23 protein-coding genes are annotated in these 25,797 nt (G+C 62.7%); 11 read left to right on the forward strand and 12 right to left on the reverse strand.

From position 1 onward, the window contains the following. Nucleotides 1-33 precede the first annotated feature (33 nt). The 3 genes from NCS00_RS29275 to NCS00_RS29285 form a co-directional block, all read right to left on the reverse strand. On the reverse strand, nucleotides 34-735 hold the full coding sequence (locus tag NCS00_RS29275) for a polysaccharide deacetylase family protein (protein ID WP_250441726.1): 702 nt from the start codon (nucleotides 733-735) through the stop codon (nucleotides 34-36). 178 nt (nucleotides 736-913) lie between these two features. Further along, nucleotides 914-1,564, reverse strand: coding sequence for a SagB/ThcOx family dehydrogenase (locus tag NCS00_RS29280; protein ID WP_250441727.1), 651 nt, complete (start codon nucleotides 1,562-1,564; stop codon nucleotides 914-916). A gap of 116 nt (nucleotides 1,565-1,680) precedes the next feature. Continuing rightward, complete coding sequence (locus tag NCS00_RS29285) at nucleotides 1,681-2,010, reverse strand: hypothetical protein (RefSeq protein WP_250441728.1); 330 nt, start codon at nucleotides 2,008-2,010, stop codon at nucleotides 1,681-1,683. A gap of 342 nt (nucleotides 2,011-2,352) precedes the next feature. Here NCS00_RS29285 and ftsH point away from each other — a divergent pair, with 342 nt between their 5' ends. Then, nucleotides 2,353-4,290, forward strand: coding sequence for an ATP-dependent zinc metalloprotease FtsH (gene ftsH, locus NCS00_RS29290; RefSeq protein ID WP_250441730.1), 1,938 nt, complete (start codon nucleotides 2,353-2,355; stop codon nucleotides 4,288-4,290). Here ftsH and NCS00_RS29295 read toward each other — a convergent pair. Continuing rightward, nucleotides 4,262-5,053 carry an LOG family protein gene (locus NCS00_RS29295; RefSeq protein ID WP_250441732.1) on the reverse strand — a complete coding sequence of 264 codons (792 nt, stop codon included), beginning with the start codon at nucleotides 5,051-5,053 and terminating at the stop codon, nucleotides 4,262-4,264. The two genes, ftsH and NCS00_RS29295, sit on opposite strands and share 29 nt — an antisense overlap. Nucleotides 5,054-5,286: 233 nt before the next feature. Between NCS00_RS29295 and NCS00_RS29300 the strand changes: the two genes are divergently transcribed. Further along, nucleotides 5,287-5,979: a CBS domain-containing protein gene (locus NCS00_RS29300; RefSeq protein ID WP_250441734.1), complete on the forward strand. Its 693-nt coding sequence runs from the start codon at nucleotides 5,287-5,289 to the stop codon at nucleotides 5,977-5,979. A gap of 66 nt (nucleotides 5,980-6,045) precedes the next feature. After that, nucleotides 6,046-6,318 (forward strand): hypothetical protein, encoded by a 273-nt coding sequence (locus NCS00_RS29305; RefSeq protein WP_250441736.1) that lies wholly within the window; start codon nucleotides 6,046-6,048, stop codon nucleotides 6,316-6,318. 51 nt (nucleotides 6,319-6,369) lie between these two features. On the opposite strand, the gene NCS00_RS29310 is transcribed toward NCS00_RS29305, so the two are convergent. From NCS00_RS29310 to NCS00_RS29325, 4 genes are read right to left on the reverse strand one after another with little or no spacing between them, the layout of a single operon-like run. Continuing rightward, on the reverse strand, nucleotides 6,370-7,209 hold the full coding sequence (locus NCS00_RS29310) for a universal stress protein (RefSeq protein ID WP_250441737.1): 840 nt from the start codon (nucleotides 7,207-7,209) through the stop codon (nucleotides 6,370-6,372). A 37-nt stretch (nucleotides 7,210-7,246) separates the two neighbouring features. Beyond that, the gene (locus NCS00_RS33745; RefSeq protein WP_502801608.1) at nucleotides 7,247-7,681 is read right to left on the reverse strand and encodes a c-type cytochrome; all 435 of its coding nucleotides are present in this window, start codon (nucleotides 7,679-7,681) and stop codon (nucleotides 7,247-7,249) included. After that, nucleotides 7,678-8,277, reverse strand: coding sequence for a hemerythrin domain-containing protein (locus NCS00_RS29320; protein WP_250441738.1), 600 nt, complete (start codon nucleotides 8,275-8,277; stop codon nucleotides 7,678-7,680). Before NCS00_RS29320 ends, NCS00_RS33745 begins: the two co-directional genes overlap by 4 nt. Before the next feature lie 18 nt (nucleotides 8,278-8,295). Then, nucleotides 8,296-8,958: a nitroreductase family protein gene (locus tag NCS00_RS29325; RefSeq protein ID WP_250441739.1), complete on the reverse strand. Its 663-nt coding sequence runs from the start codon at nucleotides 8,956-8,958 to the stop codon at nucleotides 8,296-8,298. 232 nt (nucleotides 8,959-9,190) lie between these two features. Here NCS00_RS29325 and NCS00_RS29330 point away from each other — a divergent pair, with 232 nt between their 5' ends. From NCS00_RS29330 to NCS00_RS29340, 3 genes are read left to right on the forward strand one after another with little or no spacing between them, the layout of a single operon-like run. Continuing rightward, nucleotides 9,191-9,664 (forward strand): hypothetical protein, encoded by a 474-nt coding sequence (locus tag NCS00_RS29330; RefSeq protein ID WP_250441740.1) that lies wholly within the window; start codon nucleotides 9,191-9,193, stop codon nucleotides 9,662-9,664. A gap of 37 nt (nucleotides 9,665-9,701) precedes the next feature. Then, nucleotides 9,702-12,125 carry a phosphoenolpyruvate synthase gene (gene ppsA / locus NCS00_RS29335; RefSeq protein WP_250441741.1) on the forward strand — a complete coding sequence of 808 codons (2,424 nt, stop codon included), beginning with the start codon at nucleotides 9,702-9,704 and terminating at the stop codon, nucleotides 12,123-12,125. 19 nt (nucleotides 12,126-12,144) lie between these two features. Then, entirely contained in the window at nucleotides 12,145-13,122 is a 978-nt protein-coding gene (locus NCS00_RS29340) for a 1-phosphofructokinase family hexose kinase (protein ID WP_250441742.1), read from the forward strand. Between the two features lie 6 nt (nucleotides 13,123-13,128). On the opposite strand, the gene NCS00_RS29345 is transcribed toward NCS00_RS29340, so the two are convergent. Then, the gene (locus NCS00_RS29345; protein WP_250441743.1) at nucleotides 13,129-13,725 is read right to left on the reverse strand and encodes a rhomboid family intramembrane serine protease; all 597 of its coding nucleotides are present in this window, start codon (nucleotides 13,723-13,725) and stop codon (nucleotides 13,129-13,131) included. A gap of 44 nt (nucleotides 13,726-13,769) precedes the next feature. Further along, a complete protein-coding gene (locus NCS00_RS29350) occupies nucleotides 13,770-16,592 on the reverse strand; it encodes an AMP-binding protein (protein ID WP_250441744.1) in 2,823 nt (940 codons plus the stop codon). Nucleotides 16,593-17,075: 483 nt separating this feature from the next. On the opposite strand from NCS00_RS29350, the gene NCS00_RS29355 reads away from it, so the two are divergent. Further along, nucleotides 17,076-18,065: an acetyltransferase gene (locus NCS00_RS29355; RefSeq protein WP_250441745.1), complete on the forward strand. Its 990-nt coding sequence runs from the start codon at nucleotides 17,076-17,078 to the stop codon at nucleotides 18,063-18,065. A 61-nt stretch (nucleotides 18,066-18,126) separates the two neighbouring features. Here the strand turns inward: NCS00_RS29355 and NCS00_RS29360 are convergent, their stop codons facing one another. Continuing rightward, entirely contained in the window at nucleotides 18,127-19,389 is a 1,263-nt protein-coding gene (locus NCS00_RS29360) for a cation:proton antiporter domain-containing protein (RefSeq protein WP_250441746.1), read from the reverse strand. 323 nt (nucleotides 19,390-19,712) lie between these two features. On the opposite strand from NCS00_RS29360, the gene NCS00_RS29365 reads away from it, so the two are divergent. The 4 genes from NCS00_RS29365 to NCS00_RS29380 all read left to right on the forward strand — a co-directional run bounded on the left by NCS00_RS29365 (nucleotide 19,713) and on the right by NCS00_RS29380 (nucleotide 24,669). Beyond that, nucleotides 19,713-20,405 (forward strand): CBS domain-containing protein, encoded by a 693-nt coding sequence (locus NCS00_RS29365; protein WP_250441747.1) that lies wholly within the window; start codon nucleotides 19,713-19,715, stop codon nucleotides 20,403-20,405. 65 nt (nucleotides 20,406-20,470) lie between these two features. Next, on the forward strand, nucleotides 20,471-21,859 hold the full coding sequence (locus NCS00_RS29370; protein ID WP_250441748.1) for a nicotinate phosphoribosyltransferase: 1,389 nt from the start codon (nucleotides 20,471-20,473) through the stop codon (nucleotides 21,857-21,859). Nucleotides 21,860-21,893: 34 nt separating this feature from the next. After that, nucleotides 21,894-22,343, forward strand: coding sequence for a CBS domain-containing protein (locus tag NCS00_RS29375; RefSeq protein ID WP_250441749.1), 450 nt, complete (start codon nucleotides 21,894-21,896; stop codon nucleotides 22,341-22,343). Nucleotides 22,344-22,377: 34 nt separating this feature from the next. Next, the gene (locus tag NCS00_RS29380; RefSeq protein WP_250441750.1) at nucleotides 22,378-24,669 is read left to right on the forward strand and encodes a heavy metal translocating P-type ATPase; all 2,292 of its coding nucleotides are present in this window, start codon (nucleotides 22,378-22,380) and stop codon (nucleotides 24,667-24,669) included. Between the two features lie 39 nt (nucleotides 24,670-24,708). On the opposite strand, the gene NCS00_RS29385 is transcribed toward NCS00_RS29380, so the two are convergent. Further along, entirely contained in the window at nucleotides 24,709-25,611 is a 903-nt protein-coding gene (locus NCS00_RS29385; RefSeq protein ID WP_250441751.1) for a universal stress protein, read from the reverse strand. Nucleotides 25,612-25,797 lie beyond the last annotated feature (186 nt).

Here is a 25,797-nt window from a genome sequence, read left to right on the forward strand (position 1 = left end):
GCAGCCGCGTCATGAAAGCCGGAGCCATGCGCATCATGGCCGCTTGCCCGCGGCGGTATTGGAGATCAGCCGTGCAAACCCCTTTGTGCCGGTCGCTTCGACGATCATGAAGCGCGGCAGAGCAAGTCGCGAATCGCCACGGCGCACGGGCCGCGCGTCGAGCGAGAAAGCGGCAATGTACCTTTCCTGCGATGCGAGCGCCATCAACTGGTCATCGTAAATGCCAAAGGGCCACGCGAGCAGGTCCACGGGTTGTCGGGTGTGAGCCTCAATGCGTTGACGGGACATCTCCAACTGCTGTCTCACGAAGCGCACGTAGTCAGACGGTCTGCGCCGCTCACGTTCGTGCCTAAAGTTCGGATGCCAGTAAGTGTGCGACTGGATATCGAACAAACCCGATTGCGCGAGCGCGCGCACTTGCTCCCAGGACAAAGCATAGTCCGCATTGGAGATGGCTGACGGATAGACAAAAAGCGTCACCGGCAACCTTTCCTTGCGGGCAATCGGGAAGAGCACGTCGTAGACCGATCGATGTCCATCGTCGGCAGTCAGCACCGCGACTCTGGCGGGCAGCACGGCGGAGGGCTCCTCGAGCCAGACGAGCACCGCGCGCAGCGGTACGATCTGATAACCGTATTCCTTCAATAAGCGCAATTGGGCTTCAAATGTCTCTGTGCGCACGGTCATGGAGTCGGCGACGTGATCGCTGAAGCGGTGGTAGACAAGAATTACCACATGAGACTCGGTCTGGGCTGCATAAGGGGCTCCGACTGAGAGGACGGTGAAAAAGACGAGAAGACGGAGGGCGCTTAGCATGCTTGCGAGTCTCGTGTGAAGCGTGCGCCAACTTTCTGTAACGCGCGCGGCCGCTATGTAAGCGCCGCGCGACATAGTAGTTCGGCAGCCGCGATCCTCATCGGATCGCAGGCTTGCCGACAGTCTGCGCGAGAATCGGCACCTCGTCCTCGTTCAGCCGCAAGGCATCAGCAAGCACGCGATGATTGATCCAGCCGCGCACCACCGTGGCCAGCCCGGCCGATGCGCAGTAGAGCGACACGTTCTGCGAAATGCATCCGGCTGCGACGGCCGCGCACGCCTGTCGCAACTGAGGTGGAATCTGCAAGAGGCGCGACATCTGGACTACATAGACGAGGTCGAGCGGCGCCGCCCCGACGAAATCCTGGTAACCCGTGAGGTTGCGAGCGTCGACGGCGTGCTTGAGCATGAGCCGGTGCCCTTGCGGATCGTAGCGATAGACGCCACCGGGCAGCGCGGCGTACACGTCAATCTCGTTGAACGCGTGTGCCGACGGCGCGGTGCGCCCGCCCGTCTCGGGGCGATTGATTCCGTTGGCGGCCCACAGCAATTCGCCCAAAACTTCTGCCGAAAGCGCTTCCTCATTAAAGGTGCGCTGGCTTCGACGGCGCGACAGTGCTGTCATGAGCGGGGCGCCTGCGTCGATGTTGGGATCGGCAAGCTCGATGACATCGACGGCTTCGCCGCTCGCGGCGGACGGTCGAGCCTCGGGCAGGGGTTCATAGGGAAGCAGAAGGGTGTCAGTCATTTGCGTTCTCTCTGTAAAGTTTCAACTGCGGCGGACTGCAAAGGCTCACGATGAGTCTCCCGGTCGTTCGGTTTGCGTCGAATCGAGGCTTGGCACAATCCCGCACGGTACGCTCTTCACGCGTGCCGGCGATAGCGTTCAGAGCGCGGCGGTGCGTGCCGCACGGCTTGCGCGAGTTCGCCGAAGGATCCACCGATCGCCCCCGAGTGCTTGCGAGACGGATAGCGGCGGCGCTCGTCCAGTCGAGGCCGCGTCCTCGCTGATGCAAGCTCGGTGCGTCGCTGGAACGGAAACGACACATGTCCGCCGAAGACGAGCGCACCGGCTTGCACGCGAGAGCGGTCGCGACTCATCACGCGCTCGATGAGCCCAATCAATCCCGAAATCTCGCGCAGCCGCGAGACGGAGAGGAATCCCGATGTGAAGGACGGCATGTCGTCGAGCATGCAAGCTGCATGTCGAATATCGATTTCGCCAAGGCGAGGGTCTTCGCGGAGCGCAACATATACGTCGTAGGCACGACGCGGACTGCGCTTCCTGATGTAACGGAAGCACACTTCGGTGCGGCCCTCGCCGCGTACCCAGGGATGGATCGAAGACATCATGTCGAATGCTCTTGGACGAGGACGGTTGCCGCTATTCAAACCTCATCGGCCAGTTATCGGCTTGATCCAGGTCAGCGAAATGCGGTTATCGCTGGTGTTTCGTTGCCTTGATTTACATCAGAAGCACTTGGAGCTCAGTGCGGCATGCTCTTTCGACGCGTTCGCCAACGGAGGAGATGGACCATGAAGAAGCGGCCTTTCGAGCTATCGAAGGCAATTCTGATGATTGGCCTCTACGGCTTTCTCGTGCTGTTGCTGAGCGATCTCGCGTTCTTCAACACGCGCGCCCGCGAGATCGCTTACAGCGACTTCCAGACGCTGCTGCGCGCCGGACAGGTCGACAACCTCGAGATCAGCCCGACGCAAATCAATGGCACGATCCGCTCACCGGAAGCGCTCGCCCGGTTACCCGAGGCCGACGCTTTGGCGCTGCGCAGCCAAGGTGCGCCTTACCGTTTTTCGACGGTGCGTATCGGTGACGAAGCGCTCGCCACGCAACTCGGGGCGACCGACGTCCGCTACACCGGCGTCGCCGACCGCGCGTGGCCCATCGGCTTGCTGGGGTGGATGCTTCCGCTGCTGGCGTTTTACCTTTTCGGGCGCTACGCCTTCAAGGGAGTGGGCGGACTGAAAGACCTGAGCGGGGTCGGCAAGAGCGGAGCATCCCTCTATGAACAACAGCAGAGCAGCGTCACGTTCGACGACATCGCGGGCATTGACGAAGCGAAGGCCGAATTGCAGCAGATCGTTCAGTTTCTTCGCAGCCCGGAGCGCTACCGCCGGCTGGGCGGGAAAATTCCCAAGGGCGTGCTGATCGTCGGTGCGCCGGGCACGGGCAAGACGCTTCTGGCAAAGGCGGTGGCGGGCGAGGCCAAGGTCCCCTTCTTGTCGATCAGCGGGTCAGCCTTCGTCGAGATGTTCGTGGGCGTCGGCGCGGCCCGCGTGCGCGACCTCTTCGAGCGCGCGAAGCAACTCGCGCCGTGCATCGTGTTCATCGACGAGCTCGATGCGCTCGGCAAAGTTCGCGGCGCGAGCGTGGTTGCCGGCAACGACGAGCGCGAGCAGACGCTCAATCAATTGCTCGTGGAGATGGACGGCTTCGAGCCGAACTCGGGCGTGATCCTGCTGGCGGCGACGAACCGGCCGGAGATTCTCGATCCCGCACTGTTGCGGCCGGGCCGCTTCGACCGGCATATTGCAATCGATCGGCCCGACATCAATGGCAGACGGCAGATCCTCCAGGTACATGTCAGGCAAGTCAAGCTTGCGGGCGATGTGGACCTCGCCGAACTGGCCGCGCGCACACCCGGTTTCGCTGGCGCTGACCTCGCCAATGTCGTCAACGAGGCCACCCTTCACGCGGCCGAGCTGGAGAAGGCCGCCGTTGAAATGGCAGACTTCGACGAAGCCATCGACCGCGCGATGGCGGGCATGCAGCGAAAGAGCCGCGTCATGAACGAGCGTGAAAAGCTGACTATCGCCTTTCACGAGGCGGGGCACGCGCTGGTTGCGCAGTCTCGGCCGCATTGCGATCCCGTCAAGAAAGTGTCGATCATTCCGCGCGGCGTCGCGGCGCTGGGCTATACGCAACAGGTGCCGACGGAGGATCGCTACGTGTTGCGCGAGAGCGAATTGCTCGATCGACTGGATGCGGCGCTCGGCGGCCGCGTGGCCGAGGAGATTATGTTCGGAGACGTTTCGACGGGCGCGCAGAATGACCTCGACCAGGCCACGGCACTCGCGCGCCATATGATCGTGCGTTGCGGGATGAGCCCGGCGCTGGGTCTCGCGACGTTCAGCGACGACGAGACGCTTTCCGGACCCGGCTCGATGCCGCGTCATCCGCTGCGCTACAGCGACCGCACCGCCGAATTGATCGATGCGGAGGTGAGGCGCATGCTGGCGGAAGCGCACGAGCGGGTGCTGCGCACGCTGAGGGACGAAAAGCCGTTACTCGAAAAGCTCGCCCGCCTGCTGCTGGCACGGGAGGTCGTCGATCACGAGACCTTGCGGCAGCTGATGGCAAGGGACGCCTCTCAGCAGGCCAATGGGCAACTTGCGTCTGAATCGATGCCGTTGCAGACGCAGACGCCTAACGAGCCGATTCATACCAGCGGTTGACGGTTTCCCAAGTCTGCGCCGCCGATTCCGCAAAGCTGAACAACGCGAGATCCGCCGCGGACACAAGTCCTTCCTGCAAGAGGAAATCGAAGTTCACCGCCTTGCGCCAGAACGCCTCGCCCACCAGCACAACCGGCAGAGGCCGGATCTTGCCCGTCTGCAAGAGCGTCAGCACTTCGAAAAGCTCGTCGCAGGTCCCGAATCCGCCGGGAAAGAACACGGCTGCCATCGCGCGTTCCAGAAGATGCAGCTTGCGGATCGCGAAGTAGTGAAAGCGCAGGCACAGCTCCGGCGTGATGTACGGGTTCGGATACTGCACGTGCGGCAGGGTGATGTTCAGACCGACGCTGGCGTGCCCCGATTCGAACGCACCGCGATTGGCGGCTTCCATGATGCCTGGGCCGCCGCCTGTCACGACGGTGAGCTTTGGCAGCGTCGCGGTCGCTGGCGCGCGGCCGACGATCTCGCCGAGCGCACGCGCGATCGCATAGTAGCGGCTATTGGACGCGATGCGCGTGCTGCCGTAGACGACGATGGTGTGGTCGACTGCGTGACCTTTCAATAGCGCTTCGGCCTTCCAGTAGTCGAGTTGAAGCCGCAAGCCGCACATCTCCGGGCGTTGCAGGAACTCCGCGTCCTGGTCCGCCTGGACGTAGCTCGGGCTATCGATCAACTTCTGTATGCGGCGCGCGACCTCGGGATCGTCATTAAGATGCGGCTTGATTTTGCTGCAATCCGACGTTTCGGGCGTGAGGGCGGGCATTGCTTTGTCTCGTCGGCATTTGATTGACGCAGATCGTCTCTCCGAATCGGCGCGGCGAACTTGATGCGAGTCAAGGCTGCGCTATTCCAGTATCGGGGCGCCGCGCCCGTTCGACTACGTTGCAAGCCATTGATGCATGTCAACGGGGTAAAAGGCGTGCGCGGTATCGTGGACACGCACTAGACGAGTTGTTTTTTTTCCTGCTCCGATATCCGAACCGCCTGGAGACCATGATGCAAGCACGCGATGTAATGACCACTACCGTCGTTTCCGTGACGCCCGAAACCACGGTGCATGAACTGGCCCGGTTGCTGATGCAGCATCGCATCAGCGCCGCACCGGTCGTCGACGCAAACCGGCGTGTAATCGGCATGGTCAGCGAAGGCGACTTGCTTCATCGCGAGGAAATCGACACCGAGAAGACGCAAGGCCGCCAATCCTGGTGGCTCGAGATGCTCGGTACCGACCGAGGCGCTGGAGACTATATCAAGTCGCATGCGCGCACGGTCGGCGAAATCATGACGCGCGAACCCATTTGCGTGAACGAGGATGCCTCGCTTGCAAACATCGCGTCCGTTCTCGAGAGCCGCCACATCAAACGTGTTCCGGTATTGCGAGACGGGCGCCTCATCGGCATCGTGAGCCGCTCGAATCTCGTGCAGGCGCTGGCATCCGCGCCTGTGGACGGTCGTACCCCCGGCGCAAACGATGCGGAGATTCGCGCGATGCTCATGGGCGAACTCGTGGGGCGAGGCTGGGCTTTACCCGGCCGCAACGTCGTGGTGCGCGACGGCGTGGTGCATTTGTGGGGTACTGTCTGGTCGAGCGATCAGCTCGACGCCATGCGCATTGCGTCGGAAGGCATTCCCGGGGTAAAGCGCGTGGAAGACCATACCATCCCGTATCCGATCATGCCGAGTATCTGAACGTGTGCGAGCACGGCGGCGTGCTCGCACGCCGTGCGAATCGAAGACTGGGGGAGGAGCGAAGCCATGATTCAAGAACTCACGCTCGATGTACCCTTGCGCGTCTACACGGACTGCGTTGAATTCACCGGTCGCCTGCACGGATCGCAGCAGGCTTTTCGCGTCGATGCCTGCGTGTTTAGGGACATGCTGCAGGTCAGGCATATCGACGAAGCCAGCATGAAGAATCTCTTCATGGCCGACCCGGAGCATTTTTTGTTCGCCGCGGCGCGCAAGCTCGCCGAGTCGGGTCCGAGCAGCGCGCCGATCCAGCTGACGCTTGCCGATCTGCTTCGTTGAGCGCGCCGGATAGGACCGCTCAGTTGCCCTCAGTTCACGGTCTGTTCCCGATCAGTTCGACATCACGACCGGCAGAACCGCCTCTTGCAGTGCGGCCCGGGTGAAGCCGCCGAGGAGCGTTTCGCGCACACGGCCGTGATGGAAGGCGCCCATGACGAGCAGTCGCGCGCTTGCAGAACTCAGGTAGGACATCAACGCCGTCTCGACGTCGGCCTCCCGAAGGACAGAGACTTCGACGACATTCACATGCACCGAATGCCTGATCAGGCTCCGTGCAAGGTCCGACGCGGCTAGTCCGTCCCCGAGCGAAGGACGTTTGTCAGCACGGACAGATACGATGTCCACGCGCCGCGCGCGCCGCAAAAACGCAAGCGCATCGAAAGCGGCGCGCGCGGCTTCCCGACTGCCGTCCCACGCGATAACCGCAGTTCCATCCAGCGGACTCGACGCGTTTTCGCGCGGCCAAACCAGGACCGGGCCGCCCGCGCCCATGATCGTGCTTTCGGGAAAACGGTCGGCAAGGTAGGCGTCGGATTCGTTGGGGTCATGCTGTCCGACAATTGTGAGATCGGCGCATCGAGCATAGTGGATGATCGAAGGCCCTCCGGTCATTTCACTCGCGACCCAGTCGTGCGCGAGCTTCGTTGCAGCAAGTCGTTCGCGGAACAAGTGTTTGGTGCGTTCACGCCGCTCGCGGCACACCTCCATGAGCGAAATGTCATAGCGGTGCACACTGTCCGCCTGATAGTAGAAGCGCGGATCGAGGGTGAATTCCGAGTACACGCCGCGCAGGTAAGCATCGAAGCGCTCGGCCAGCCCGACGGCGGCATCGAGCCGGTTCGCCGCGTGGCTGCCTGTATCGAGTCGAACGACAATCGTCTTGAACGTCATTTTGGTCTCGCTAGCCGGGTTGAATGCGCAACTTGACCTACTGGCTCAGCACCCACTGAACGAGCTTGCGGGCATCGTCGCCAGAAAGCGGCCCACCGCCTCGCCCGGCGGCAGACGGCATCGCCATCTTTCCCCAATGCGCCTCGCCACCCTGGCGCAGCTTTCTTTCTAGCATGCTGCTTGCATCCGGCACGTCCCGGTAACGGTCAGCAATCTGTCTGAACGACGGCGCACGGAAAGGCGTGTCGACCTTGTGGCAAAACATGCAGCGCTGCGCATCGACCAACCTCGTCGGTTCCGGCGTCATGAACGCGAGGCAACTCCCGCAAGTACCCACCCATACGAATGGGGCGAGCAACTTGAATAGGATCGCGCGCTCGTGCTTCTCGCGGTCTCGGAGCAGGCGCAACGACCGCGGCTGATTCGCCGCAAGGCCGCGCAATGACGGGGTCGGCGCGGCCTTCGTGCTCATGCGTCCTCGCGCGATTCGGCGACTGCTGGCACCGCATTAGCAATCAGACGATAGAGGCTCTCCAGGCTCTCGCCTTCGAATGTCGCCTCGCCAAACGGGTCCAGGCGGTTCTCGACGGCCGCATTGATGCGTGCCCAGTCACTTTCGGAGAGGAAACGCTCTGCGGCAGGAAGAACTACCGTCTCCTCGACCCGCCGGTGGTTCGCGCAAAAATTGACATATTGCTCCATCAGTGTGCGCAGCCCCAGCAGGGCCGCCTCGCCCTTCAGCTCGAAACGCGTGAGCGCATGCTCGAGATTGCGCAGGCGAACGTCGCCTTCTATGTGCTCGCATTGCAGCTCGTCCAGCACCTCGTCGAAGTCGTCCGTGCGGCTTCGCAGCGCAGCGAAGAGGTAGCGGTCCTCCATCGGGTGATGGAACTGTTCCGGATATTCGCGGATGTAGTAAAGCATCGCGCGCAGGAGGATAGGGTCGGGGGCGGCTCCGTCTTCGCCAAGCATGCGAACGAAATCCAGCATGGCTGCCGTGACTGCGGCTAGGCGCTTGTGATCGAGGCGGATGACATCCACCGCGAGGCGTTCGGGTTTGCTGTTCATACCTGTTCCACTTCGAAGTCATTGAACTGATTGAGTGCGTGCGAAATGCCCGACGGTTTGCGCAAGTACCGGCGTCGAGCCGACGGGCAGTTTCAGGTTGACTGCGAGGGCGGTGCGGTTCATCCAGCCGCGGGCACCCGCCGCCAGACCCGCCGAAGCGCAGTACAAGTAGACGTTCTGCACGATCGCGCCGGCGCTCGCATAAGCGAAGCTTTCGCGCTGGCGGGCCGGTACGTCCTGCATCCGATTCAGGTCGGCCACGAAGACGAGATCGACGGGCGCGTACGACAGAAACTCCTGATAACCCGTGGTCGCGCGCAAGTCGAACGGCGCGGCGAGCACCAGCCGATGTTTATCGGGTTCATACCGATACGAACCCGTCTCCAGCAGCACGTACATATCGATCTCATAACCGCCCAACGCGGAGGGCGCCGTGCGGCCGCGCTCCGCATCGCGGTTGATGCCATTGGCGGCCCACAGTAACTCGCTGAGCAGGTCCAGAGAGACGGGTTCGTCCGAGAAGTCGCGCGAGGTGCGGCGTGCAGCAAGCGCGTCCAGCAAGGGGATGCCGCCAAAGCGCTGCGGCTGGGGAAGATCGACGACGGCGCGAGGCGGGTTGTCGAGCGGTCGAGGACCCGGTGCGTTAAGCACGGCGCCGATACGAAAAAGAGGCTTGGCCATAGCTGCAGGCTCGCGCAAGCAAGCACGTGACGAAGAGTTGTCCGATTCTTGCACCGCGTGCAGTCTGGGGATTGATCTGGATCAGTCTGCATGTGTTTGCCGCCAGGGTTTTAACGTCACCCACCACTCGCGGTTTTTGCCGCGCCTTCCGATTGACTCACATCAACGATTTGCCTGCGCTGACGCTTAAGCTGGCCCGGATCGACCGACAGATCACGACGGAGACAAGGCGATGAACTGGCTCAACGAGTACTTCCTGCAGAAGACAAGCCCTTTGACGCTCTATCTTTGGGCCTATCCGCCGCTGTCCTTCGGGCCTGAAGGACCTTTGGCGCCAGCTTCCTGGCATCTGTCTCATGCGGGCCTGTCGCTCACGTACGTCGCCGGAGGCAAGGTCGAAGCCGGCGGCAAAGAGTACGCGTTACCCGCGCGCTACGAAGGCACGCAACAACCTGGCTCGCTGAGCGGGGCTTCGACCGACGAAACCGGCCGGCCGCTGATCCGGCTCATTTCGATCATCGCGCCGTCGTCGTTCAATTCCGACTTCACTGTTCGGATTGACGATGCATTCGCGTTCACGCCTGTCTTCGCGACGGACGGTAGCCCCGGATTTGTCGGCACGTGCATGGCGAAAGGCGATCGGGAGAGCGAGGGCGGCTCGGGTATGAAACTGCCCTGGCTCTTCCAGGGATATCTGAGCATCTAAACAGTGCGAGTTTTGCTCAAGGAAAAAGGAGCTCCAGATGGACGCTTGCACTTCGCAGATTGCCTGGTTCGAGGACCTGAGGCGCACGGATATCGCACGCGTGGGCGGGAAGAATGCATCGCTCGGCGAAATGGTGGCGATGCTCGAAGGCGTCGCCGTCAAGGTGCCACCCGGCTTCGCGCTCACGTCCGATGCCTATTGGGAATTCATCGACGCGAACAGGCTGCGCGAACCCATATCGTCGCTTCTCGAACAATGGGCGCAGGGCAAGCGCTCGCTCGCGGAGACTGGCGACGCGATACGCCAGGCGATCGTTCAGGGCGACTGGCCACCGGCGACCGCGCAGGCGGTGCGCAGCGCCTACGAAGCGCTCGGCAATCGGTCGGGACAGGATCGGTGCGACGTCGCGGTGCGTTCGAGCGCAACGGCCGAGGACTTGCCCGACGCCAGCTTCGCGGGACAGCAGGAGACCTTTTTGCATATCCGCGGAGAGGAGGCCCTGCTCAATGCCTGCCGCCGTTGCTATGCATCGCTGTTCACGGATCGTGCGATCAGCTATCGGCAGGCGAAAGGCTTCGATAACATGAAGGTCGCGCTGTCCGTCGGCGTGCAGCGCATGGTCCGCTCGGATCGTGCGGGAGCGGGCGTGATGTTTTCGATCGACACGGAAACCGGCTTCGATCGCATGGTGCTGATCACTGCTTCATGGGGACTCGGAGAGAATGTCGTTCAGGGCGCAGTTGAGCCCGATGAGTACGAGGTGTTCAAACCGCTGCTCGCGAACGAGCCGCTCACGCCCATCGTCAGCAAGAAGAGAGGTGCGAAGCGCTGCAAGCTCGTCTACGCGACGCAAGGCGAGCATCCAACGAAAAACGTGCCGACGTCGAAGCATGAGCGCGAGTCCTTTGTGCTCGACGACGCGGAAATCCTGAAGCTCGCACGCTGCGCTTGTGCGATCGAGAAACACTACGGCCAACCGATGGACATCGAATGGGCCAAGGACGGCGACACGGGCGAACTCTTCATCGTGCAGGCGCGGCCGGAGACCGTGCAGTCGCAGCGTGCGGCCGGCGCGGTGCGCAGCTGGCGCATCAAGCAGGCAGGCGCGCGGCTCGCGACGGGCATCAGCATCGGCGAGGCGATCGCCGCGGGGCGGGTATGCATTATCGAGAACATTCACGATATGGGGCGGTTCGTCGATGGCGCGGTCCTCGTCACCCAGACGACCGATCCCGACTGGCTGCCCGTCATGCGGCGCGCGAGCGCCATCGTCACGGATCACGGCGGCCGCACGTCGCATGCGGCGATCGTGAGTCGGGAACTGGGGCTGCCGGCCATCGTCGGTGCGGGAAACGCGACCCGCGTCCTTCACGACGAGCAGGACGTGACCGTCTCGTGCGCCGAAGGACGCGAGGGATTTGTGTATGAGGGCGTGGCCGACTTCGAGGTCGAGGACATCGATCTTTCATCCATTCCCGAAACCCGCACGAAGATCATGCTCAACCTTGCCAATCCTGCCGCCGCGCTGCGCTGGTGGCGCCTTCCGGCGGATGGCGTAGGACTCGCGCGCATGGAATTCGTGATCGGCAATCACATCAAGGTGCATCCGCTCGCGCTCGCTCGCTACGACGCGCTCGAAGACGAAGACGTGAAGCGCCGGATCGCGGAGCTCACGCAAGGCTACGCCGACAGGACCGATTACTTCGTGGACCAGCTCGCAAGCGGACTGGCGCGCATCGCGGCAGTGCTGCATCCGCGGCCCGTCATCGTGCGCATGAGCGACTTCAAGACCAACGAGTATGCCAATCTGATGGGCGGCGCACAGTTCGAGCCCAAGGAAGAAAACCCGATGCTCGGCTTTCGCGGCGCCTCCCGCTATTACTCTGAGCGCTACCGCGACGGCTTTGCACTGGAATGCCGCGCGATCCGGCGTTTGCGCGATGAGCTCGGCTTCAGCAACGTGATCGTCATGATTCCCTTCTGCCGATCGATCGAAGAAGCGGACCGCGTGCTGGACACCATGGCGCAGAATGGCCTGCGGCGAGGCGAGGGAGGTCTCCAGGTCTATGTGATGTGCGAGATTCCGTCGAACGTCATCCTGGCCAAATCGTTCGCTGCGCGCTTCGATGGATTCTCCATCGGTAGCAACGATCTGACGCAGCTCACGCTCGGCGTGGACCGCGATTCCGCAGAACTTGCCATGCTCTTTGACGAACAGAACGCCGCAGTCGAGTGGATGATTCGCAGCGTGATCGGTGCGGCGCACGAGGCTCAGGCCAAAGTGGGACTGTGTGGACAGGCGCCGAGCGACCATCCTGAGTTTGCGGATTTTCTAGTGGACTGCGACATCGATTCGATCTCCGTCAGTCCCGACAGCTTCGTTGCCGTCAAGCGGCGTGTCGCCACCGCGGAACGGCGCCAGGGTCACGAACGTCAGCACGGTGCGGTCGTAGCGTGGTGATGCTGCAAGGGGAATCGAAATGACAGACATCGTGACGGTGACGTTCAATCCCGCTGTGGATGTGGCGACGTCGGTCGACGTGGTCCTCGACACGCAGAAGCTGCGCTGCGCGCCGGCGCGACGGGATCCCGGCGGCGGTGGCATCAACGTCGCGCGCGTCGTGCAACGGCTCGGCGGCGATTGCGTGGCCTATTATCTTGCGGGCGGACCGGCGGGCGGTATGTTGAGCGCGCTGCTGAACGCCGAGCAAGTGACGAGCGAATGCGTGCCGATTGCCGGAGAGACGCGTGAGAACTTCTCCGTGCGCGAGAACGCGAGCGGTCGCGAATTTCGCTTCGTGCTCCCCGGGCCCGCCGTTGAAGAGCATGAATGGCAAAGCCTGATCAAGTGCGTCTGCGCGCTTTCGCCCGCGCCAGCCTATCTCGTGCTGAGCGGTAGCTTGCCGCCGGGGATCCCGGTGGACGTGTATGCCCGATTCGTGCATCAGATGCATTCCCGTGGCACGCGCGCGGTCGTCGACAGTTCAGGCCCGGCGCTGGCCGCGTCCCTGGCTGCGCCCGTGTTTCTGCTCAAAGCGAGCCTGGGAGAACTGCGAGCGTTGTCGGCATGCGAGTTGTTGTCCGAGACTGAATGGCGCGATGCCGCGCTCAGACTTGTGACGCAAGGCCGTGTGGAGGTGTTGGCACTGACGCTGGGCGCGGAAGGTGCCCTCATCGTGACGCGGGAGCGCTGCATCAGGCTACCCGGCCTGGCGGTGCCGGTCGCGAGTTCGATCGGCGCGGGGGACAGCTTCGTCGGCGGATTTGTCTGGGCGCTCAATCGGGCCGCGACACTTGACGATGCAGCCCGCTATGGCCTCGCGGCCGCTTCGGCGGCGCTGTTGAGCGAGGGCACTGGGCTATGCGAAGCGTCCGCCGTGGAGGCGATGTATCAACGCGTCTGCGACGCCGCTCCATCGAATACATTGACACATGTGGCCCGCGCATTGACCTCGTAGCGCTGCCTAGTCGATTCTGTGCTGGCGGACGATACGGGCCCAGTGAAGCACCAGCACCAGCGCACCCAACATGCCGCCCAGATGCGCAAAGTGCGCGACGTCGGGCTCGTTGCCGCTCATGCCGAGCAGCAGTTCGAGGAGCGCGTAAATCGTTGCGAACAGCCAGGCGGGCATCGGCACGGGCGGGAAGAGCAGGACCACGCGAAGGTGCGGGAAAAACAGCGCATAAGCGACCAGCACGCCGAAGACGCCGGCAGACGCACCGACGGTCGGATAGGCATCGCCTGCATGCGCAAGCGAAACCACCAACTGAACCAGCGCCCCCGACAGGATGCTCGCCAGATATAGTGCACACCAGCGCTTGCCGCCCAGCGTTCGTTCGACATCGCGACCGAACATATAGAGTCCAAACATGTTAAGCGCAAGATGCCCGGCATTCGCATGCAGCATGCTATACGTAAGAACCTGCCACAGATGGAACGGAGGGCCGCCCATCGCATGGCTTTGCAGCGGCCACAGCGCGAAGAGAGCGACCGCGCGATCGGGGTCCACGGCTTCCCACGCGAAGACGGCGATGTTTGCCAGAATGAGTGTGACCGTCATGGGCTTCCCTCGATACCTGTTCGAGACGCGACCTACGCTTTTACTCACCGCGTCGTGTCCGGTTCGCCGCTGTGCTGCACGATGACATCGCGCACTGCGTCGCGCATGCGGGCCGCCGCAGAGAAATCAGCGCCAGCAGGCGCAATGGGCGCAAACACGCTGACCGTGACAGGGCCAGGACGCGGAATCCAGTCCCCGTCACGCAGGACGGCTCGTGTGCCTCGCAATACGACCGGGGCGACAGGGCGTTGCGTGACGCAGGCGGCGCGAAAAGCGCCGAGATGAAACTCACGCACGCCTGCTGATCGCACAAATGTTCCTTCGGGGAAGAAGAAGAGGCTATCGCCCTCACTCGCGTGTCGGACGAGTTGTGTTTCGTCAGCCACGCTGCCCGAGAACACATCGCGCTCGACAAAGCGCGTGCCGAGCCGGCGCAGGATGGGGCCGACGAACATTCGGTCAGACAGTTCGCGCTTCGCGACGAAATTCACGGGCCAAGGCAGCGCCGCTGTGAGGACGATCACATCGAGATAGCTGGTGTGATTCGCGGCGAAGATCGGACGTGTGTCGAGAAGCGTCGTGCGCTCGCCATCCAGCGTGACCCTTACACCTGCGACACGCAGGAACAACCGGCAGGCGCGTGCCGCGATGCGCCAGTTGCGCCCTGTATCGCTGCTGAACGCGACCTGGCATCTTACCCAAAGCCCTAGAAGCAGCACCGCACTGCCGCAGGCGAGACCTCGCAGAATGCGCGCGGACCGGGCCGCGAGATCGCGGCAGGCAAGCGCGAGCGAGCCGGCGGCGATATGCACCCACTGCCTCGAGAGACTCAGCCGTGTCGTGGCTTGTCCCCGTTCCTCGAAACGCTCGAGCGTCGCTGCGTGGCGAATCTTGCCGCCGGGCGTTTTCAGAATCGTGTCGGGCGGCACCAGTGCGATCTCTTCGGCGGGGGCGCCGAAACATACGACGGTGGCTTCGTTGATGCGCGTTTTGAGAAGCGTTCGCGCTGCCTCGTCGGTGGACGTGGTCTCGACAATGATGACAAGCCGCTCGGTGCCTCCCTGCGCGTCAGGACGGCCGCAGACGGCGACGCCGCCTTGCGCCACGCCGGGCAGCTTGCCGATCGCCTCTTCCAGTTCGTACGGGAAGAAGTGCCTGCCGGCACGGATGATCATGTCCTTCAGGCGTCCGGTCACGTAGAGCTCGCCTTGCGCAAGATAGCCGAGGTCGCCCGTGTCGAGCCAGCCATCGTGTATGAGCCGGGCGGTCTGCACCTCATTGCGAAGATATCCGCGCGTCGCGGCATTTCCCCGGAACTCGATACGGCCAATGTGACGCTCGTCCAGAACCTCGCCATTTTCTCCGACGATGCGCAGCTCCGTTCCGTGCAGCGCGTATCCACAGGCCGCCAGTTCGGTAGCGTCCTCGTCATGTTTCGCGGGCTTGGCCTCGCCCCGTTCGGAAAGTAGGTCACGCACGACCCGGTCCGTCCTCAAGCCGCGCAAAGGCGGCGGGAAGGTTACCGCAAGCGCATTCTCCGCGAGTCCGTACACTGGCGCGAGGGCCCGTGCGTCAAATCCGTAGCCGGCGAAGCGGTTGGCGAAAGCGCGCAGGCTGTCGGGGCTGACCGGCTCCGCACCGCAAAACGCGAAGCGCAGCGAAGAAAGCTCGAGCCCTTCGAGGGCTTCCCGACCGAGCCGAGCCGCGCAGCGCGCATAGGCGAAATTGGGCGCAGCGGTGATCGTGCCGTGGTAGCGCGAGATCATCCGGAGCCAGCGCTCGGGGCGCGCGAGAAACGCGAGCGGCGAGGTGACGACGACCGGCAAGCCGTAGTAGAGCGGCGCGAGCCACGCGCCGATCAACCCCATGTCGTGATAGAGCGGCAGCCAGCTCACCAGCACGTCGTTCGAATCGACACGCATACGGTCGCCCATTGCGCGAATGTTGGCGAGCAAATTCGCATGCGTCAACACAACGCCTTTCGGCTCTCCGGTGCTGCCGGAGGTGTACTGGAGCAATGCGACATCGTCGCTGCCCGCCACGAACCACTGCCTTGTCTCGCGCGATTCGATCTGCCCGGGCACCAGCACCTCACGCAGCGTGGACACGCGTGCACGAAGCAGGCTCCCGAGTACGCCCAACTCGCCGAAAGTGATGAGAGCCTTTGCTCGCGCGTTTTCGAGTATCGCCGTGTGGCGGACGATGTGTTCTTCGAGCTGAGTCGCACGCGCCGGCGGATAGATGGGCACGGGCACCGCGCCGCACAGCACAATGGCCATGAAGCACACGAAGTAGTCCGATCCCGTCGGAAGCATCAGCGCGATGACGTCTCCCGGGCCGATGCCGCGCTCCTGCAGACCCGCAGCGTGCTCGCGCGCCCGGTGAAAGAGTTCAGCGAAGGTGATGCGCGTTTCGCGGAACTCGTCATCGAGGAGGATCAGATGCACCCGGTCCGCATGATGGATGGCGTGCCATTGAAGTGCTTCACCGAGCGAACGTGCGGAACGCGGCTCGTCGATCCTCGCTTGCGCGACGAGCGACGTTTCGCGACGGGCTGGCGTCGCGTTGGGGGGCGTCGCTGGCGCGGCATGGCGTAGGACCTGAAGGACATCGCCAAGCGTGACGGCCGAAGCGAACATCTCCACGGGCAGGCGCGTTGCGTACGCCTGCTCGATTCGACTCAGCAATTCGGCGCGGGTGAGGCTGTCGAAGCCAAGGTCGCGTTCGAATTGCGAATCCATTGCGACGTGGCTGGCCGGTGCGCGCATGTCATGCGTTTCGGCAACGAGCGACTCGACGATATCGATCAAGCGCTCGCCCATCATGGAATCTTCAGCGGTAGCGGTGCGGGCGTCCAAGGGCGTCATCGAATGACTCTGTTCGGTTTCGTGCGCGTTCGGTTCGTGAAGCGGCTCGGCTCGTTCATCGTCCGAGATCGCGACTGAGGAGCGCCACGACCCACGATCGGTTCTCCGATGGGCGTATCCCCGCGACCCGGGTGCCAGCCGATGTCACCGGTGAGCCGAGCCTCCAGCCGGCCGCGCGCACTGCGCAGGACATCGAGTTGATCGCCGCCTGAATGCGGCGCGCGGCGCGCTTGTCCCGTGCCGGCGCGCATCCCGGTCGATGGCCGAGGCATGCCGCGGTTACGGTCGCCGTCAGGATCTCGTCGACGAGTGTGGGTGTGGCGCTGAAGATACCTTCACGCAAGTCGGCGCGACCGCGGTTGATTCAGGTCAACCGAAGCGCAGTCGAGGGTCACCCTCCCGCTTGATTCAGGTCAAGCGCCAGCATCGAGCGCAGTCTTACGCTACGTGACTGGGGGATGAAAACACTCTCGGGTGAACGTGATGCGCTATTTCGACGTATGCAATGGGGATGCGGACGGGCTGTTTGCAATGCATCAGTTAAGACTCGCCCATCCGCACCGGGCCACGCTCGTCACCGGGCTGAAACAGGACGTCGCGTTGCTCGAGCGCGTCACCGCGCGGCCCGGCGACCGGGTTACCGTGACGGACGTGTCCATGCATGCGAATATCGCCGCCTTGGAACGTCTTCTGGCGCGCGGCGTTACGGTCGAGTATTTCGACCATCATCACGCAGGACCTATTCCGCGTCATCCGCTCTTGCACGTGAACATCGACCCTGCCGCCGATACGTGCACCAGTATGATCGTCGATACGCAACTCGGCGGCCGTTTTCGGCGCTGGGCTGTCGCAGGCGCGTTCGGCGACAACCTTGCGGCGCGCGCGCGCCGGCTCGCATCTCAATGCGGTCTTGGTCCAACTGACACCACTCGCCTGCAGGAGCTGGGCGAGAACGTTAACTACAACGCATACGGCGAAGACGAGCACGATGTGTTGGTGCCGCCCGCGGATCTTTATGCGGCGCTCTCGAAATACGAGGACCCGCTGGAATTCATCGGTAACTATCCCAAACTTGCCTTGATCGCACATGCGCGCCGGCAAGACATGGAACGGGCCTGCGCGACGCGTCCGTTCGTCTCCACGGCGCACGCCGCGATTTACAGGTTGCCGGACACACCTTGGGCGAGCAGGGTACGCGGCGCGTTTGCCAACTGGCTGGCCACGACAGCGCCCGACCGGGCGAACATCGTCGCGAAACACAAAAAGGATGGCGCATGGCACGTGAGCGTGCGCGCACCGCTGAGCGCGCCTCATGGCGCGGATCGACTATGTCGCCACTTCGGCGGCGATGGACGAGCCGGCGCGGCGGCGATCAGCGGTCTGCCCGATCACAGGTTCGACGCCTTCATCACCGCGTGCCTGCGCGGGCTCAAGAGCGAAGGGAAGCATTCCGACGGCTCTCGTCCGGGATGAGAGCGGCTGGCGGAGAGGGTGCGACTTCGCGCGCATTTACACGCTTGTACAGCACCGTAAGTCACGCTCGTTCTGCCGGCGTGTCAGCCGCGCCGAGTACCTGATGTCGATGTTCGGGCGCATCATCGCCAAGCGGGGCGAGAGCGTCGACGTACCTGCCGATTGCGGGCAGCGCCGTGACGCCGTGAGCGAAAATGCTAAGCAAGATCGTCGCCATGACGACGAGTTTGACGGTCTCTTCGCCGGGCAGGGCGGTTTGGCCATCGAGGTAGACGAGGCCAAGCACGATCGACGCTAGTCCGCGCGGGCCGAACCATCCCATGAATAGGACGGACGCCCGGCTAAGGCCGGTGCCCCATAATGCGATTGCGACCGGCACGACGCGAACCAAGGTGAGGCTCAGAATGCTGTACATGACGATGGCAAGACTGAACTGCGTCCAGACCTGCGTGACGAGCAAGCCGAATATGAAAAAGACGAAATAGTTGAAGAACTGCCCCCAATCCTCTGCGAACTCCAGACTATGTTTGGCGACCTGGGTGAAACCAGGCTGCGTTGCGAAGCCGGCGACGAACGCGGCGATGAACATGCTGGCGTGCGTCGCTTCAGACGCCACGACACAGCCAAGCGGCAACGCTACCACGCCAAGTTGCGCGGCCGCATCCGCCATCCATTGCTTTCGTTGAGCGAGACCTAGGAGCCAGCCGCCGAGCAGGCCGACTCCAAGTCCTATCAACGCTCCATAGCCGAGTTGCTCGATCAGAAAGCGCGTCAGGATCGCGCCACCGCGGCTTGTCTCGCGGGCCTCCGCCAATGCGATAAAAAGCATCAGGAAGGGCACCGAAAGGCCGTCATTGAGGCCTGCCTCGACGTTCAATGCCTGACGGATGCGTGGTGGCACACGCGGGCTGTTCACGATTACCTGCCCGAGCCCGGCATCGGTTGGAGCAAGAATGGCAGCCAGAATTCCTGCCTCCCACCAACTCAGCTTCCCGAGAACGACCATCGCGCACAGTACGCCGAGCGCGATCGTGACCAGCATGCCAGTGCTTAGCAGGCGCGCGGGCAAATTCGTTTCACCCTTCAGCATGCCCGGACTGACCCGTGAAGCGTCGGCGAAGAGCGTCATCACGAGCCCCAGTTCGGCAACCAATAGCAGATCCTTGCGGTCAAGCGCGAGCTCGTTCAGTGCTTCATGCGATAGAGACATGAGCGCGCCGAGCGCGGTGAACAACATGGGTGCAGTGAAGACCGTTCGCTTGAGCACCCGAGACACGAGGCTATACATAAAGACCGTCGAGATGAACGCGGCAATGATCAGCATCTGCGGACTCCTGCACTGGAACGTAACGCACGTAGCTCAAGGGTGGTGAAGACGAAAAGCCCATCCCGGCATCAAACCGTGGCTAAACGAGATGTTGGCTGATCCGGGTTAAGCCGGTGGAGAAGTCGCGCCCAGAATTCAGCCCGGCTCGGATACCTGATCGCTGAGGGGTTGCCTGCTCGGCTCGTCGAGTATGCGACTGGATTGATCTCAGTCAAGCGCATGCGATCCGGCAAGGCGAACAATGGCGCAAAGCCGTGGCGGCATGTCGCGGCTCGATGCCGTCGAGAGGGACGGCGCTAACTTCCTTTAAGGGGATGAGCATGCGAGCAGCCGACATCATGACGACGTCCGTCATATCAGCCGATCCGGAAATGACCGTGCGCGACGCCGCAAGAACGATGGTGCTCGGAAACATCAGCGGAATGCCGGTGATCAACGAGACCGGCAGGCTCGTCGGCATGGTGACGGAAGGCGATTTGCTGCATCGGCAGGAAATTGGCACCGGCTTCGAGCATCGCGCGTGGTGGCTCGAGCTTCTATCGTCGACGCGGGAACTCGCAAGCAAGTACGTCAAGGAACACGCAGGCAAGGTCAAAGATGTCATGTCGACGGAGGTCGTGACCGTCAACGAAGACTGTACCGTCGCGGAACTCGCCGAGTTGCTCGAGCGGCGGCGCATTAAGCGGGTGCCTGTTATGCGCGACGGAAAAGTGGTTGGCCTGATCAGCCGCGCCAACCTGATGCGTGCGATCGTCACCTTGGCACCCGAGCCACCCGCGCCGGTCGATCACAACGACGCCTCGATACGCAATGCGATTGTGCTCGCCATGAAGGGGCAGCGCTGGGCAGTCGCACCCGAGAATGTCCTCGTGAAGGAGGGCGTCGTCCATCTCTGGGGGGTCGTAATGAGCGAGGAGGAACGCCAGGCGGCTCGCGTCGCGGCGGAGAACGTCGAAGGTGTAAAGGAAGTCGTCTCGCACCTCGAGTTCCCCGTGGTGATGCCGGCCGCTTAGAGACGAGGCAATCTCGCCCGGTTTTTCGCTCAACTTTGCTCCGAAATGCCTAAACCCTGGTAACGATGAACACGCTGAACGACCCCGTCTTGCTAACCGATCTGTACGAGCTCACGATGCTGCAAGCGTACTTCGACTGCGGCATGAACGAGACGGCGACTTTCGAGCTGTTCGTTCGTTCGCTTCCGGCACAGCGGAATTTTTTGATGGCCGCGGGGCTCGATCCCGTGCTCGATTATTTGAGCGATCTCGAATTCAACCCCGTGGTGCTCGGATTGCTCAAGCGCACCGGCCGGTTCAGCGATCCGTTCCTTCATTCGCTCGAATCGCTACGTTTCACCGGTTCCGTGCACGCCCTGCCGGAGGGCTCGGTGTTCTTTGCGAACGAGCCGGTGTTGCGGATCACCGCACCCCTGCGTGAGGCGCAACTGGTCGAAAGCCGAGTCATGAACCTGATTCACTACAGTACGCTGGCCGCAACCAAGGCCGCGCGCTGTACGCTCGCCGCGCGAGGCAAGTCGCTCATCGATTTCGGGTTGCGCCGGGCCCACGGCAGCGAAGCGGCGATGCTATCAGCACGATCCAGCTATATTGCCGGCTTCGACGGTACAGCGACGCTTCTTGCGGGCTTGCGCTATGAGATTCCCGTCTTCGGCACGATGGCCCATTCATATGTCCAGGCGCACGACAGCGAACGCGAAGCCTTCGCAGCTTTCATGCGTTCACAGCCGGACAACGCCACGTTGCTGATCGACACCTATGACACGGAGAGGGCGGCCCGCATCGTCGTTGAGCTTGCCGGACACCTGGCTGCAGACGGACTCGCGATTAGGGGCGTTCGCCTCGATAGCGGTGACCTCGCCGAGCATGCGCGCCGGGTGAGGCGCATTCTCGACGAGGGCGGTCTGGCGGAAACAGCGATACTCGCGAGTGGCAATCTCGATGAGTGGCGCCTGCGCGACCTCGTACGCTCAGACGTGCCGATCGACAGCTTTGGAGTCGGCACGCGCATGAACACTTCGGCGGATGCCCCATATCTCGACTGCGCGTACAAGCTCACGCAGTATGCGGGCCGCCCGCGCCGTAAGCGTTCGGAGGGGAAGGCGACGCTGCCGGGCGTCAAGCAGATATTCCGGCGCTACGACGCTGCCGGAACGATAAGGTCCGACGTCATCGCGCTCGAGGAGGAGCCTTGCTCGGAAATGCCGCTCCTGCAGCCCGTGATGCGGTATGGGCTGCGTGTCCGCCCCACGCTATCCCTGAGCGAAGTCCGTCAGCATGCGCGGCGCGAAATGGCGTCGCTTCCTGAACGTCTGCAAGAACTCGACCCCGCGGACCCATTACGAGTCGAAACTTCGGCAACGATTAGCGAACTGGCTCGCCGCCTCGATCACGACCGCGAGTTCATGCGGGATGACCGCGGACTTGCGCAGGATCGCAAGACGTTTGAATGATGAGCCTACCACTCACGCCCAACTCGAGGTGATCATGCGCGCCGGCCAAATCTGCACGCTCAACGTGGTGACATGCGATCGCAATACAACGGTCCTGGAGGCTTCGAAGCTCATGCGAGCAAGCCATGTGGGCGACGTCGTAGTTGTCGAGAAGACGCACGATCGGATCGCGCCAATCGGCATCGTCACCGACCGCGACATTGCCATCTCCGTAGTGGCCGAAGAGGTCGAGCCAGGATCGGTTCTCGTCTCGGACATCATGAGCTCGCCCGCCGTAACAGCTTTCGAATGGGAAGACGGCTTTTGTTTGCCGCGGCGCATGCGGCGCCTTGGGGTTCGACGCATCGCCGTGATCGACGACGCGGGGAGTCTCGTCGGCGTCGTGACGGAGGACGATCTGTTGCAATTTATCGGCGATTACCTCGTCGAACTGTCCCACGTGAGCACGCGGCAGACAATACTTGAAGAAAAGCGGCGCGCCTGATTTCCCTTGTGGGCGAGAGCTGGCGTCGAATGTCATGTTGAAACGATCCCCCTCGCTCCACGTTTGCATCGTTGGCATTGAGGCGCTCGGCCTTGCAGTCGGCGTTGTCCTGTTTATCGCTCGCAAGGTAGGCTTGGCACATGCGATCTGGCTCGCCTGTGTCGTGCCTTCATGCGTGGTCTTGTGCGTCTCGGCAGCAAATGCGTTTCGTCGGCGAGAGGCCGGAATTGATGTGCTGGCGCTGCTCTCAATGATTGTCGCAGCGGCCATCGGCGAATCTTTTACCGCAGCGGTCGTTTCATTGATGGTGGCAGGAGGGCGCGCGCTCGAGGCCTTCGCGCAGGCCCGCGCGGGTGCCGAGATGACGGCTTTGCTCAAGCTTGCCCCGAACCACGCCAACCGGTACGAAGCGGGCGAATGGCGTCAGGTCGACCCGGATGCGATTCGCGCAGGAGATCGCCTGCTCGTTCGGGCGGGCGAACGGGTGCCCGCCGATGGAGCGCTGACACATCAAGCGGAACTCGACGAGTCGGCACTCACCGGAGAGGCTGCCATAAGGTCGCGAAATGCCGGCGAGAGCGTGCAGAGCGGCGTGTTGAACGCGGGTCCCCCCTTCGAGATGATCGCAGCCGCTACGGTGCGCGACAGCACGTTCGCCGGGATCATCCGAATGGTCGAAGCGGCGCAGAAGACGCGCGGTCCGACCGCGCGTCTGGCGGACCGCTACGCGATCTTTTTCGTACCCGTGACCCTTTTGATCGCCGGCATCTGCTGGATCGTGACAGGCGACGTCATCCGCGCTCTGGCGGTCCTCGTTGTCGCCACCCCATGCCCATTATTACTTGCCGTCCCGGTCGCGATCGTTTCAGGCATGTCTACATGCGCTAAGCATGGCGTATTGGTCAAGAGCGGTGAGGCAATCGAGCGTCTGGCGAGCGCGCAAATCCTCTTCTTCGACAAGACCGGCACGTTGACGAGTGGCCGAGCCCGACTGGTCGCAATCGAGAGCAGTCCTGGCATCAAGCCTGAACGTGTATTGCAACTGGCCGCTTCTCTGGCGCAGGCGTCGTCCCATGTCGTGGCGGAGGCCCTTACGCTGGCCGCGCGCGAGCGCGCTCTCGCGCTCAGTGTGCCTTCGCAGGTCACGGAGTGCCCGGGCGCGGGACTCATCGGCACCGTCGAGGGGAATGTCGTGGCGATCGGCTCGTTCACGCACGCAGCGGCCCAGGCGCAAGCCGCGCCGTGGAGCGCTGCGTTCCTGCGTCGTCTCGGCCATGAAGACGGTTCGGCCGTCTTTGTCGACGTGGACGGCGTGATGGTCGGCGCATTTCGGCTGGCAGACCCCATCCGGCTGGACACCCCCCGGGCAGTACGCTTGCTCAGACGCGCAGGCGTCTCGCGTATCGCCATGCTGACGGGTGACCGAAGGGACGTCGCGGAAAGCATCGGCGCGCGTCTGGGAGTCAGTGAAATTCACTCGGAACAGACGCCCGCCGACAAGCTCTCGTTGATCCGTTCAGCACGCGAACACGGCGTGGTCGTCATGGTCGGCGACGGAATCAATGATGCGCCCGCGCTCGCCGCCGCCGACATCGGTGTGGCAATGGGCGTCCGGGGTGCGGCAGCATCTGCGCAGGCTGCTGACATCGTGCTCCTGACCGATCGGGTCGACCGTCTTGTGGTCGGGCTCGAAATCGCACGCCGATGCCGGCGCATTGCGATACAAAGCGCGACGGCAGGTATGGGGCTATCGATCGTCGCCATGATCGTGGCTGCTCTGGGTTACGTGAGTCCACCCTACGGTGCGCTATTGCAGGAAGTCATAGATATGGCCGTGATCGGGAATGCGCTTCGCGTCCTGCGATTGAGAACTGGATCTCACCAGCCAATGCTGCCGCGAGGCGATGCAAGTCGCCTGCGGGCTGCGCACACGACTCTGGAGCCAGTTTTGGGCGAGTTGAGGCGTCTCGCCGAAGCGCTGCCTGAGCTTCCCAGGCAATCGGTGACGTCCGAACTTGTCAGAATCAACGAGCTTCTGGTACGCGTTCTGCTCCCGCACGAACAGGAGGACGATATCCGTCTGTATCCCGAGCTCGCCAGCAAACTCGCCGGTGAAGATCCCCTGGCCGCGATGAGCGGCACTCACGCGGAAATATTTCGCACCGTTCACGTGCTGCAGCGAATCGCGGCCGACCTTCCGGCTGATGGACCGGACGAACAGGGCATGCGGGAATTGCAACGGCTTCTTTACGTCCTCGATGCCGTCGTCCGAATGCACTGCGCGCAGGAGGACGAGCTTTTTCATACGCTCGATGAAGGAGCCTGAGCGACGGCGATGCGATCGCACGCAGTCTCGCAAATCTCGTTAGCGAAGCGTCGATTTGACGAGCAACAAGGGCGTGCAAGCGATGCGGGCGACGCGGCGCGCAACGCTGCCAAGAATCCAGCGGCCGGCGCCGCGGCGTCCATGCGTTCCCATGACGACGAGGTCGGCTCGCCATGCGTTCGCCTCACGCACGATCGTATGAGCGATATCGTCCCCGCACTGGGTGGCGCTCACGATCTCGGTCGTTTTGGTGCCGGGAACGTGATTAAGCACGCGGCGCGCCATTGCAATGGCTGACTTTCCTTCTTCCATGAGAGTCCGATCGAGCAAGGCAAAGGGCAGAGGATTGTCGAACCGCGAAGCCTTATCGATGACGTAAATGGCGCGGCTGTGCGTTTCCGAGGTGGCGAACGCCGCGCCAACCCGCAAAGCAGGGAGCACTTCGGTGCTTCCATCGACCGCGAAAAGAATGCGCCGTGGTCCGTATGCGAGCGTGGCGTCGAAAAACTCCGGAACGATCAGCAAGGGCTGATTGATGTTGCTGACCAACGGCTCCGCGACGCTGCCCTCGATCCAGCGCAAGAAGCCGTGATACTGATGCGCGCCGATAATCAGCAAATCAGCGCGCCAATTCCCCGCTGCCTCAGCAATCGCGTGAACTACATTACCGCCTTGTTTCGATAACTGGAGGAGCTCCGTGTCTGCCCGATGGCCTGCGGCCGCCAAAACCATCTGCGCGTGTTCCAGCGTGTCGCGCGCACTTCTCGCGAGATCCAGGCGGACCGAATGGAGCGATCGTGGAATCCTCTCCGGAAGCGGAAGCGGCACGACGGGGTCCTCGACCACACTGATCAGGCGCACGCACATGTCGGGCAGCAGGAACTTGCACGCGTAGGCGAGCGCGTTTTCTGACGCGGGCGACGTATCGAGTGAAACAAGCACCCTTCGGGGCCTGCAGGATTGCACAGAGGAAGTGATCGGTTCCATTGCTATCGGGCGACCGCCGCAGCGTTGCTTTGTGATGTGCGATAGCACCATCTTGATAGCGCCCAGGTTGGATTGCTTGATCCAGATCAGACCGAGACTTATTGTGATTGAATCATCATGAACAGAAGCGTGCTTGCGGGG

The sequence above is a fragment of the Caballeronia sp. AZ1_KS37 genome (assembly GCF_023631165.1).
GTDB classification, from domain to species: Bacteria; Pseudomonadota; Gammaproteobacteria; order Burkholderiales; family Burkholderiaceae; genus Caballeronia; species Caballeronia zhejiangensis.

Coding starts and splice junctions, on each gene's coding strand:
- ftsH (WP_250441730.1), top strand. CDS start 2,353: ATGAAGAAGCGGCCTTTCGAGCTATCGAAGGCAATTCTGATGATTGGC.
- NCS00_RS29345 (WP_250441743.1), bottom strand. CDS start 13,725: ATGACGGTCACACTCATTCTGGCAAACATCGCCGTCTTCGCGTGGGAA.
- NCS00_RS29365 (WP_250441747.1), top strand. CDS start 19,713: ATGCGAGCAGCCGACATCATGACGACGTCCGTCATATCAGCCGATCCG.
- NCS00_RS29320 (WP_250441738.1), bottom strand. CDS start 8,277: ATGAACAGCAAACCCGAACGCCTCGCGGTGGATGTCATCCGCCTCGAT.
- NCS00_RS29375 (WP_250441749.1), top strand. CDS start 21,894: ATGCGCGCCGGCCAAATCTGCACGCTCAACGTGGTGACATGCGATCGC.
- NCS00_RS33745 (WP_502801608.1), bottom strand. CDS start 7,681: ATGAGCACGAAGGCCGCGCCGACCCCGTCATTGCGCGGCCTTGCGGCG.
- NCS00_RS29370 (WP_250441748.1), top strand. CDS start 20,471: ATGAACACGCTGAACGACCCCGTCTTGCTAACCGATCTGTACGAGCTC.
- NCS00_RS29355 (WP_250441745.1), top strand. CDS start 17,076: ATGCGCTATTTCGACGTATGCAATGGGGATGCGGACGGGCTGTTTGCA.
- NCS00_RS29310 (WP_250441737.1), bottom strand. CDS start 7,209: ATGACGTTCAAGACGATTGTCGTTCGACTCGATACAGGCAGCCACGCG.
- NCS00_RS29305 (WP_250441736.1), top strand. CDS start 6,046: ATGATTCAAGAACTCACGCTCGATGTACCCTTGCGCGTCTACACGGAC.
- NCS00_RS29285 (WP_250441728.1), bottom strand. CDS start 2,010: ATGCTCGACGACATGCCGTCCTTCACATCGGGATTCCTCTCCGTCTCG.
- NCS00_RS29340 (WP_250441742.1), top strand. CDS start 12,145: ATGACAGACATCGTGACGGTGACGTTCAATCCCGCTGTGGATGTGGCG.
- NCS00_RS29280 (WP_250441727.1), bottom strand. CDS start 1,564: ATGACTGACACCCTTCTGCTTCCCTATGAACCCCTGCCCGAGGCTCGA.
- NCS00_RS29325 (WP_250441739.1), bottom strand. CDS start 8,958: ATGGCCAAGCCTCTTTTTCGTATCGGCGCCGTGCTTAACGCACCGGGT.
- ppsA (WP_250441741.1), top strand. CDS start 9,702: ATGGACGCTTGCACTTCGCAGATTGCCTGGTTCGAGGACCTGAGGCGC.
- NCS00_RS29295 (WP_250441732.1), bottom strand. CDS start 5,053: ATGCCCGCCCTCACGCCCGAAACGTCGGATTGCAGCAAAATCAAGCCG.
- NCS00_RS29330 (WP_250441740.1), top strand. CDS start 9,191: ATGAACTGGCTCAACGAGTACTTCCTGCAGAAGACAAGCCCTTTGACG.
- NCS00_RS29300 (WP_250441734.1), top strand. CDS start 5,287: ATGCAAGCACGCGATGTAATGACCACTACCGTCGTTTCCGTGACGCCC.
- NCS00_RS29360 (WP_250441746.1), bottom strand. CDS start 19,389: ATGCTGATCATTGCCGCGTTCATCTCGACGGTCTTTATGTATAGCCTC.
- NCS00_RS29350 (WP_250441744.1), bottom strand. CDS start 16,592: ATGACGCCCTTGGACGCCCGCACCGCTACCGCTGAAGATTCCATGATG.
- NCS00_RS29380 (WP_250441750.1), top strand. CDS start 22,378: ATGTTGAAACGATCCCCCTCGCTCCACGTTTGCATCGTTGGCATTGAG.